Here is a 9,691-nt window from a genome sequence, read left to right on the forward strand (position 1 = left end):
CCCATGGCACCCTCCCGTTCCGACGACACCGAACGCCAAAGATCGAACCTTCGTTCGATCGAACGCGTGGTCGATTGTCGCATCGGGAACCGGAAACCGCCAGGAACACGCTCGAACAGACGTTTGAGATTCTGCGACCCGCCGGTTACCGTCGAGTCGATCGGGTGTGAACCGGGCGGTTTCCCTCGGTCACGGACAGCGGCGAGTCGGTGGGTGACGGCTTCCGGAGCGGGACGGTCCGCCGTGCGGCCACCGGCCGGCCGGTGGCCGCACGGCGGAAGAAAAACGCGACGAGGAGAGCGGTAAGCGATGACTAGCCAAGGCAGGGGTACGCGCCGGGGCGGAACCCGCGGCAACGTGCGAGCCTTTCCCGAAGGCCCCGCGGACGCGGGCCTGACCCCCCGGCAGCGCAAGGTGCTAGAGGTCATCCGGGCCGCGGTGGAGCGGCGCGGATATCCGCCCAGCGTGCGGGAGATCGGTGAGGCGGTCGGCCTCACCAGCACCAGTAGTGTGGCTCACCAGCTCAAGGTGCTCGAGGAGAAGGGCTACCTGCGGCGGGACCCGAACCGCCCGAGAGCGATGGAGGTGCTGACCGTCGAGCACCCCCGGCGGCGCGCGAATGCGGACGCGGGCGCGACGACGGTGGCGGGCACGATTCCCATCGTCGGTGAGGCGGCGCCGGGCACCACCGAAGGAAGCAAGTCGGACGCCGCCTACGTGCCGGTGCTGGGCCGAATCGCCGCCGGTGGCCCGATCCTGGCCGAGCAGGCGGTCGAGGACGTCTTCCCGCTACCCAGGGAGATCGTCGGCGAGGGCACTCTGTTCCTGCTCCGAGTCGTCGGCGACTCGATGATCAATGCGGCGATCTGCGACGGTGACTGGGTGGTCGTCCGCCAGCAGTCGGTCGCGGACAACGGGGAGATCGTCGCCGCAATGATCGACGGGGAGGCGACGGTCAAGCGCCTGCGGGTTCGGGACGGCAAGATCTGGCTACATCCGGAGAACCCGGCCTTCGCCGACATCGCCGGTGAGGATGCGACCATCCTCGGCCGGATCGTGGCTGTGCTCCGCAGGGTTTGACGTGGATCGGCCGGCCGCCCATCGGGTGGCCGGCCGGGTTGCCTCGCGTTTGATCGCTCCTGGGCTCAGGCCCGGTAGGCGTGCAGCTCCGCCGCGAGTCCCGGGGAGACCCGGGCGGACAGCCGGGTACCGGTCTCGGTGTGCTCCAGCGTGAGCACCTCGCCGTTCGCGTGCACCCGGGAGACCAGGTCGCCCCGGCTGTAGGGCACGAGCACGCGCATCTCCACGTCGGGATGCGGCACCCGGGCACAGAGCGCGTCGACCAGCGCGGCCAGCCCCTCGCCCGTGCGTGCCGAGACGAACACGGCGTCTGGGGCGAGCTGGCGCAGCCCCGCGACGACCGTCGGCTCCACGGCGTCCACCTTGTTGACGACGATCAGCTCGGGAACACCGCCCGCGTCGATGTCGTTGAGAACCTCGCGCACGGCGGAGATCTGCGCGGCCGGATCCGGCGATGATCCGTCCACAACGTGCAGGATGAGATCGGCATCGGCGACCTCTTCCAGCGTCGAGCGGAACGCCTCGACAATCTGATGCGGCAGATGCCGGACGAATCCGACGGTGTCGGTCAGGGTGAAGGCCCGGCCGTCCGGCAAGGTCGCCCGCCGCACGGTCGGATCGAGGGTGGCGAACAGCGCGTCCTCGACTAGGACACCCGCGCCGGTCAGCCGGTTGAGCAGCGACGACTTACCGGCGTTGGTGTAACCGGCGATCGCCACGCTGGGGACCTCGCCCCGCCGCCGGGCGGAACGCTTGGTCTCCCGCACGGTCGTCATCGCGGCGAGCTCGCGGCGCAACCGCGCCATCCTGGCCCACAGCCGCCGACGGTCGGTCTCGATCTTCGTCTCACCGGGACCACGGGTACCGATGGGCGCCCGGCCGCCGCCGCTGGCCGCGGCCCGCGACATCGACTCACCCCACCCACGCAGCCGGGGCAGCATGTACTGCAACTGCGCGAGCTCGACCTGGGCCTTGCCCTCTCGAGAGGTCGCGTGCTGGGCGAAGATGTCCAGGATGAGGGCCGTCCGGTCGATGACCTTTACCTTGACGACCTCCTCCAGCTGCCGCAGCTGACCCGGGGTGAGTTCGCCATCGCAGACCACCGTGTCCGCGCCGGTCGCCGCGACGACCTCGGCGAGCTCGCGCGCCTTGCCCGAACCGACGTAGGTCGCGGCATCCGGCCGATCGCGGCGCTGCACGAGCGCGTCGAGCACCACCGAACCGGCGGTCGTGGCGAGCGCCGCGAGCTCCGCCATGGAGCTCTCGGCCGACCGCAGGGAACCCGACGTCCATACGCCGATGAGGACGACACGCTCCAGCCGCAGCTGCCGGTACTCGACCTCGGTGACGTCGTCGAGCTCGGTGGCGAGACCGGGAACCCGCCGCAACGCGGCGCGATCCTCCAGGTCGAAACCGTCCCCAGAATCGTCGAAGAAGTTCGGCAGGTAAGACGGATCGGCGCCAGTCAGCTTGATGAGGGATCTGTCGAGAGTGGACGCATCGAAGGCGTCAGCAGGAAGTGTCATACCATCCGTTCTCAACGCGGCCCGTTACCGCACCATTCCGCGATCATTCCGTGCCGCTTGCTCCGGCCGGGCCCCACGACCCGGTGGCCCGAGGAGGATCCGCCGGTCCGGAAGACCCTGCCACGCTCGTGGCGCGTCTCCCCCCTCGTTTCCCGGCGAATCCCGTCGCCAACCAGGGTCCCACGCCACCACGTCGATCGCGAACCGTTTTGCCGCTCCGCCGGCGTAACGTCTGCGCCGTGTACCACGAGTACCACGAGAGACGGGCCCGCCGCCTCGCCGCGACGATCTGGGACAGCTCGGGCCGCCCGGCTCCCCCGGACACCACGCGGACGACGGCGGACCGGCGTCCGGACAGCACCGGGCCCTCGGAGGGCACCGGGCACACAGGCGGCACCGGGCACACAGGCGGCACCGGGCACACAGGCGGCACCGGGCACACAGGCGGCACCGGGCACACAGGCGGCACCGGGCACACAGACTTGGTGTGCAGCCGGCGGGTGTTGCCGGACGGATGCATGGACATCATCTGGAGTTCCGACGCCAATCTGATCGTCGCGGGGCCGGACACGGCGGCGAAGCTGGTGCGCTGGGCACCAGGCGTGCGGCACGTCGGGCTCCGCTTCGACTCGGGCTCTGGACCATCCCACCTCGGAGTGGCCGCGGACGAACTGCGCGACCAACGCATCCCGCTCGCCGACCTGTGGGGCGACGGACCGGCGCAGCGACTCGCCGAGCGGCTCGCCATGGCCGCTGATCCCCTGGTCGCATTCGAGTCGTCGATCGCCGCCCGGCCCGTTCACCCGGCGCTCGTGGACCGGTTGGTTCCCGCCGTTCTGGCGGGTGCCCGCGCCCGGGCGCCCGTGGACGACCTCGCGCGCATAGTCGGGCTGAGCGAACGCCAGCTGCTGCGTCGCTGCCGGCGCGTCTTCGGATATGGCCCGAAGACGCTCGCCAGGATCCTCCGGATGCAGGACGCCCTGCACGCGGCGCGGGCCGGCATCCCGTTCGCGGTCGTGGCGGCCGAGGCCGGCTACTCCGACCAGGCGCACCTCGCCCGGGAGGTACGCGCGCTCGCCGGAGTTCCGCCGACCCGTCTCATCCGAACTGCCAACGTTCAGGACGAACTGGACGTCTCGGTAGCGGATGTCGCGGATATCGCGGATATCGCGGCCACTACGGGCAGTGGGGCGTAGAGGTCGACGTGGTTGCCGTCTGGATCGAGCACGACCGCGTACCGCTGGCCCCAGAAGGCGTCCCAGGGCGGAAGGTGGCCGGCGTGACCGGCGCCGACGAGGTCGGCGTGGACCTCGTCGACCTCGTCCGGCGTGTCGCAGGCGAAGGCCAGCCCGACCCGCGGCGAGCCGGTACCCGCCGACCAGTGCGGATCAAAGGATCGGATGGTCGCCTCGCTGTCGAACGCGAGGCGTAGACCGCCGGGCAGCTGCACCTCGACGTGCGGCTGGGCGTCGGCCCCGGCGGGCAGGTCGAGGCCGAGCCGGCGGTAGAACGCCAGGGACCGGGCCATATCAGCGACGATCACACCGGTCAGGGTGAACGATGGTGGCATGAGGGCACCGTAGGGCCGGCAGGCGGGCCGGGTCTTGTAGGAAACGGACACCTCACCCGACCGGGTCGTGGACCTCCGCACGGCGCAGCACGCCGTCGAAGACCAGCTCGGCGGGCCCTCGCAACAGCACGGTCTCCGGCTGCCAGATCACGACCAGGCCGCCGCCGGGCACATCCACCTCGACCTCGACCGGCGCACCCCCCGGCCGAGCACCTCGCCGGGCCGCCCAGGCCACCGCGACCGCGCAGGCACCGGTGCCGCAGGACGCGGTCTCCCCGACCCCACGTTCGAACACCCGCATCGCCACCCCACCCGGCCGGGCGACGACGATCTCCACGTTCACCCCGTCCGGGAAGTCGACCGGGGAGAACGACGGTGGTCGGGTCAGGTCGAGCCGACGCAGCCCGGCGACGTCCAGGTCGTCGGCGAAGCAGACCGCGTGCGGATTACCCATCGAGACCGCGGTCGCGGTGAAGGCACGATCGGCGACGGTGACCGGGGCCCCGGGTCCGTCGATGATCCGCGGCGGTCCCATGTCGACCGTGACGTCACCGTCCACCGCGACCTCGACGAGCCGCAGCCCGGCGCGGGTCGCGACGTGGAACCGTCCCGGCCGGGCGTATCCGGCGTCGACGAGGTAGCGGGCGAACACCCGGGCGCCGTTGCCGCACATCTCGGCAATCGAACCGTCAGCATTGCGGTAGTCCATGAACCAGCGCGCCCGGCCGGCCAGACCGGCCGCCTCGGGAACCGCGGCGCAGAGCACCACCCGCAGCACCCCGTCGCCCCCGATGCCGGTCCGCCGGTCGCACAGCGCGCGCACCAGGCCCACGGTGAGGTCGAGGTCCCCGTCGGGATCCGGCAGGAGGACGAAGTCGTTGCCCGTCCCGTGGCCCTTGACGAATCGCAACCCCAGCTCGTCCCGCACGTCGCCGATCGTACGGGGGACGCCGCTCGGCACCTGACGACCGGGCTCCCGCGGCGGCGTCAGCCGGCGGCGGCCCGCGCCCACTCCCGCATCCGGTCGTCGGAATGCGACGGCTTGTACCAGCGGTCGGGCCGGCCGCGCCCGAGGGCGATCATCCGAGCGTCCTCCACCGGCACCGGCGGACAGAACACCGGTCCGATGGCGCGATCGCAGCCAAGATCCACCACCCGGGACGCCAGGCGCGCGGTGTCGACATCGTCGGCGACGACGGGCAGGCCGCGCTGGTGGGCGAGCCGGACGATGGCCGCGAGCACGGCCTCACCCTCGAGGTCCTTCATGGTCGCCCGCAGGAACAGGCCGTCGATCTTGACGAGGTTCAGCGGCAACTGGTCGAGCACGGCCAGCGAGCCCAGCCACGTGCCGAAGGACCCGACCGCGATCGCCACCCCGAGGGCACGCAGCCGGGTCAGCAACCGGGGCACCATCGGCGCGGCGAGCCCGAGGGTCTGCTCGCTGAACTCGAGGCCGATCGCCCCGGCCGGCAGCACCCGGCCCGAGACGAGCCGGTCGACCTCGGCCGCGAAGGCGAGGCTGGCAAGCTGGCGGCCATCGATGTTCACCCACAACCGGGGCGGGCGGATCGGCGTCCCGACCGCCATCCGATGCCAGGTGCGCGCCTCGGTCACGGCCATCCGCAGCACCCACTGGTCCACCTGATGGACGAGGCCCGCGGCCACGGCGATCGGCATGAAATCCGCCGGGCCCAGCACCCCGCGTTCCGGGTGCAGCCACCGCGGATGGGCTTCCATCCCCGGCACCGACCCGTTGCGCAGGTCGACCTCCGGTTGGAAGTGCAGCCGCAGCGAACCATCATCGAAGGCGGCGTAGAGCGCGGGGACGAGAGTCAGGTCGGGTGGGGTACCAGCATCAGCGGTGGGCGCGGTCACATCGATCTCTCCAGACGCCGTGCGGGACCGGCCGCCGCGCACCGGCCACCGGCGACGCCACGCATTGGCGGCGGCCCGATCGACCCCGACCCGGTCGGCCGATCACCCGTCAGAGCGAACCCACCAGCCGTCGCACCTGGGTGACATCTGGTTGGTCCAACCAGGCTATCCGGTTATCCCGCCGGAACCAGGACCTTTGTCGACGGGCAAAGCGCCGCGTCGCCGTAATTGTGGCGAGCTTGGCCTGTTCAGCGGAGTCCATTGCGCCGTCGAACCAGGCCAGAACCTGGGCATAGCCCAGTGCGCGAGACGCGGTTCGGCCTTCCCGCAGGCCGCATTCCACCAACCTTCGCACTTCGTCAGGAAAACCAGCACCCCACATTTTCTCCACCCGGTCCGTGATCCGTTGGTCGAGATCGGGGCGATCCACGCCGATCTGCACGACCTCATAGACCGAGCGGTGCTCCGGCAGGGTGGCCGTGAAGGTTCCGGTGAGCTCGACGACCTCCAGGGCACGCACAATCCGCCGGCCGTTGCTGGGCAGGATCGCCGCGGCGGCCTGCGGTGCCAGCGCGGCCAGCCGGTCGTGCAGCGCCGGGGCGCCGACGCGGGCCAGTTCCTCCTCCCACCGCGCCCGGACGCCCGGATCGGTCCCCGGGAAGGTCAGATTGTCGAGAACCGCGCGGACGTAGAGCCCGGAACCGCCGACCAGCACCGGAATGCGCCCGGCGGCGAGCAGATCGTCGATTACCCGGCGGGCGTCCACCTGGAAGCTCGCGACGTCCGCGGGATGCGTCACGTCCCACAGGTCGAGCAGATGGTGGGGCACCCCGCGACGCTCCGCCTCGGGAACCTTGGCGGTACCGATGTCCATCCCGCGGTAGAGCTGCATCGAGTCCGCGTTCACCACCTCGCCGCCGAGGGCGAGCGCGATCTCGATGCCGAGGTCGCTCTTCCCGCCAGCGGTCGGCCCCACGACCGCCACCACCGGCCCCCGGCGCGGTTCCTCCTGCCTGTTCATCCTCGCTCGGCAACATCCCGTGTCCAGAGGGCAACCAGATAGCCGACACCGTACGGCGCGTCGTCATACCGGAGGTCACTGTTCCATGCCCCCGGGCCCAGGGACCCCGGGCCCGGGCCGTCCCGGGTCGCGGCGAGCAGGGCGCCGGCCAGGACCTGCCAGGACGCCCGGCCCGCGGCGAGCAGCTCCCGGGCCAACCCCGGGTCCAGGGCGAGCAGGCCGGCTGGATCCCCCGCGGCCAGCGCCGCGGCGGCGGTCGCGTCGAACGCCGCGGCCCGTGGATCCAACCCGCCGGGAGCCTTCAGCGTGCGACAGGCCGAGCCGTCGCCCATCACGAGCAGTGCGAGGCGTTCCTGCGGAGCGGAGCCCGCGACCAGCCGCGATCCGAGTGCGACGGCCCCGTCCGGAGAGATCTCCGCGGGCACCCCGACGGCGGTGCGGGCGCCGGGCCAACCGACGGCGCCCAGCAGCCAGGCGCCGATCGTGATCGACAACGGTAGAGGGGGCGACGGTAGGACGGGCGACGACGGGACAGACGGCGACTCGGGGGCCAGCGCGGTCGGGCCGAGGTCCACCCGGAGATCCACGCCGAAGCCGGCCAGCGACCCGAACGCGGCGGGGCCGTAGGACACCTCGGTCGCCGCGTCACCCACCACCACGATCGTGTCCGGCTTGGTGGCACACAGCAGGCGCACCGCGTCCACCGCGACGGCCCGTGCCTCGATCGGCTCACCACAGCCGACCTCGGGAACCAGCAACGGAGGATGAGGACAGACCGCGGCGGCGACGAGGGTCATCGACGTACCGGAGTACAGCAGGCGTCCGCGCCGGCCGACGCCGTGCCAGCAGACGCCAGGCCGACGGGACCGGGCGAGGACGGCCGCAGGGACGGGATGCCCAGGGTGACGATCGGCCGTCCGCCTGCCGGCTGCTGCGCGGCGGCCGCACCGCCACCGTCACGCCCGAGCGCCCACGCGTCCCCCGCACGGGTCGCCCGGTGGGACCGCAGGGGGCCGTCGGCGGTGAGGTGGTGGGGTGCCGCCCGCGTCACCACCGTCTCGACGACGTCGCCCGGGCGCACCGTAGGCGCGACCGCGGCGCCGCCCGCCCTCGAGCCCGAGCCGGTGGGCGAGCTCGCGGCCTCGTCCGCGCGGAAGTGCACGAGCCGTCCGTCCCGGGCCCGGCCGGACATCCGGCCGGTGGCGCCGTCCTTGCGCCCCTCTCCCTCCGAGACCAGCACCTCGACCCGCCGGCCGACCAGGGCCCGGTTCTCCGCCCAGGAGATCTCGTCCTGCAGGGCCACCAGCCGGGTATACCGGTCGGCTACAGTCGCCCGGTCCACCTGGGCATCCATGGTCGCTGCCGGGGTGCCCGGGCGAGGCGAGTACTGGAAGGTGAAGGCGCCGGAGAACCGGGCCGCCCGCACCACGTCGAGGGTGTCGGCGAAGTCCGCCTCGGTCTCGCCGGGGAAGCCCACGATGATGTCGGTGGTGATGGCCGCGTCGGGCATGACTGCCCGCACCCGCTCGACAATGCCGAGGAACCGGTCCCGACGGTACGAGCGGCGCATGCGGCGCAGCACGGTGTCCGACCCGGACTGCAACGGCATGTGCAGCTGGTGGCACACGTTCAAGGTGGTCGCCATGGCCTCGATGACGTCATCGGTGAAGTCGCGCGGATGCGGTGAGGTGAAGCGGACACGTTCGAGACCGTCGACGCGACCGCAGGCGGCCAGCAGCTTCGCGAAGGCACCGGGATCTCCCAGGGAGCGCCCGTAGGAGTTGACGTTCTGCCCCAGCAGCGTGATCTCCAGGGCGCCCTCCGCGACCAGGGCCTCGACCTCGGCGAGCACGTCGCCCGGCCGGCGGTCACGCTCGCGGCCACGCAGGCTGGGGACGATGCAGAAGGTGCAGGTGTTGTCGCATCCCACGCTGATGCTGACCCAGGCCGAGTGATGGCTGGCCCGCCGGGTCGGCAGAGAGCTCGGGAAGACCTCCAGGGCCTCGGCGATCTCGACCTGGGCCGCCGCGTTATGCCGCGCGCGCTCCAGCAGCACGGGCAGTCGGTGCAGGTTGTGCGTGCCGAAAACCACGTCAACCCAGGGTGCCCGGTCAAGGATCGCGGCCCGGTCCTTCTGGGCGAGGCAGCCCCCGACCGCGATCTGCATGCCCGGATGGCCCTTCTTCACCGGGACGAGCTGGCCGAGATTGCCGTACAGGCGGTTGTCGGCGTTCTCCCGCACCGCGCAGGTGTTGAACACGACTACATCCGCCTCGCCGCCGGGATCGACCGGGGAGTAGCCGGCGGATTCCAGCAGCCCACAGAGCCGTTCGGAGTCGTGGACGTTCATCTGGCACCCGAACGTGCGGACCTCGTAGCTGCGGCCGTTCACCCGACCAGCCTACGGCGCCTGCACCGGGCCGGGTCTGGGGTCGGGTGCGGGGGCGGGTCTGGGTTGGTCTGGGTTGGGTCCGGCGGGGACGGGATCGCGTCGCGGACCGCCTCGCCGGCGGGACCGGGACCCTCCCCGTCGGGAGCTGGGGCGACCCATCCTGGCCTGGAGGCCGCCCAAGATATCAGGCAACACCCCGCTCGATATATTTGCATAGGGGACGTAAT

The 9,691-nt window shown here is 71.8% G+C and carries 9 protein-coding genes; 2 read left to right on the plus strand and 7 right to left on the minus strand.

Going from position 1 to position 9,691, the window contains the following annotated elements:
* Positions 1-309 precede the first annotated feature (309 nt).
* Positions 310-1,080, plus strand: coding sequence for a transcriptional repressor LexA (gene lexA, locus ACY45C_RS09955; RefSeq protein ID WP_462187339.1), 771 nt, complete (start codon positions 310-312; stop codon positions 1,078-1,080).
* Between the two features lie 65 nt (positions 1,081-1,145).
* On the opposite strand, the gene hflX is transcribed toward lexA, so the two are convergent.
* The gene (hflX, locus tag ACY45C_RS09960) at positions 1,146-2,606 is read right to left on the minus strand and encodes a GTPase HflX (protein ID WP_462187340.1); all 1,461 of its coding nucleotides are present in this window, start codon (positions 2,604-2,606) and stop codon (positions 1,146-1,148) included.
* Between the two features lie 518 nt (positions 2,607-3,124).
* Here hflX and ACY45C_RS09965 point away from each other — a divergent pair.
* Complete coding sequence (locus ACY45C_RS09965) at positions 3,125-3,802, plus strand: helix-turn-helix domain-containing protein (RefSeq protein WP_462187341.1); 678 nt, start codon at positions 3,125-3,127, stop codon at positions 3,800-3,802.
* Here the strand turns inward: ACY45C_RS09965 and ACY45C_RS09970 are convergent.
* The 6 genes from ACY45C_RS09970 to miaB form a co-directional block, all read right to left on the minus strand.
* Positions 3,724-4,176, minus strand: coding sequence for a VOC family protein (locus ACY45C_RS09970; RefSeq protein WP_462187346.1), 453 nt, complete (start codon positions 4,174-4,176; stop codon positions 3,724-3,726). The genes ACY45C_RS09965 and ACY45C_RS09970 overlap by 79 nt on opposite strands.
* A 52-nt stretch (positions 4,177-4,228) precedes the next feature.
* Positions 4,229-5,104 (minus strand): diaminopimelate epimerase, encoded by an 876-nt coding sequence (gene dapF, locus ACY45C_RS09975; protein WP_462187342.1) that lies wholly within the window; start codon positions 5,102-5,104, stop codon positions 4,229-4,231.
* A gap of 59 nt (positions 5,105-5,163) precedes the next feature.
* Positions 5,164-6,051, minus strand: a complete 888-nt coding sequence (locus ACY45C_RS09980; protein ID WP_462187343.1) for an EAL domain-containing protein — start codon at positions 6,049-6,051, stop codon at positions 5,164-5,166.
* 109 nt (positions 6,052-6,160) lie between these two features.
* Complete coding sequence (miaA, locus tag ACY45C_RS09985) at positions 6,161-7,072, minus strand: tRNA (adenosine(37)-N6)-dimethylallyltransferase MiaA (RefSeq protein WP_462187344.1); 912 nt, start codon at positions 7,070-7,072, stop codon at positions 6,161-6,163.
* Positions 7,069-7,869 carry a class III extradiol dioxygenase subunit B-like domain-containing protein gene (locus tag ACY45C_RS09990; RefSeq protein WP_462187345.1) on the minus strand — a complete coding sequence of 267 codons (801 nt, stop codon included), beginning with the start codon at positions 7,867-7,869 and terminating at the stop codon, positions 7,069-7,071. Before ACY45C_RS09990 ends, miaA begins: the two co-directional genes overlap by 4 nt.
* On the minus strand, positions 7,866-9,422 hold the full coding sequence (gene miaB / locus ACY45C_RS09995; protein WP_462187347.1) for a tRNA (N6-isopentenyl adenosine(37)-C2)-methylthiotransferase MiaB: 1,557 nt from the start codon (positions 9,420-9,422) through the stop codon (positions 7,866-7,868). The genes ACY45C_RS09990 and miaB overlap by 4 nt, the downstream gene beginning before the upstream one ends.
* Positions 9,423-9,691 lie beyond the last annotated feature (269 nt).

This window comes from Frankia sp. CcWB2 (assembly GCF_977927585.1).

Coding starts and splice junctions, on each gene's coding strand:
- miaB (WP_462187347.1), bottom strand. CDS start 9,422: ATGAACGTCCACGACTCCGAACGGCTCTGTGGGCTGCTGGAATCCGCC.
- ACY45C_RS09965 (WP_462187341.1), top strand. CDS start 3,125: ATGGACATCATCTGGAGTTCCGACGCCAATCTGATCGTCGCGGGGCCG.
- miaA (WP_462187344.1), bottom strand. CDS start 7,072: ATGAACAGGCAGGAGGAACCGCGCCGGGGGCCGGTGGTGGCGGTCGTG.
- ACY45C_RS09970 (WP_462187346.1), bottom strand. CDS start 4,176: ATGCCACCATCGTTCACCCTGACCGGTGTGATCGTCGCTGATATGGCC.
- lexA (WP_462187339.1), top strand. CDS start 310: ATGACTAGCCAAGGCAGGGGTACGCGCCGGGGCGGAACCCGCGGCAAC.
- hflX (WP_462187340.1), bottom strand. CDS start 2,606: ATGACACTTCCTGCTGACGCCTTCGATGCGTCCACTCTCGACAGATCC.
- ACY45C_RS09990 (WP_462187345.1), bottom strand. CDS start 7,869: ATGACCCTCGTCGCCGCCGCGGTCTGTCCTCATCCTCCGTTGCTGGTT.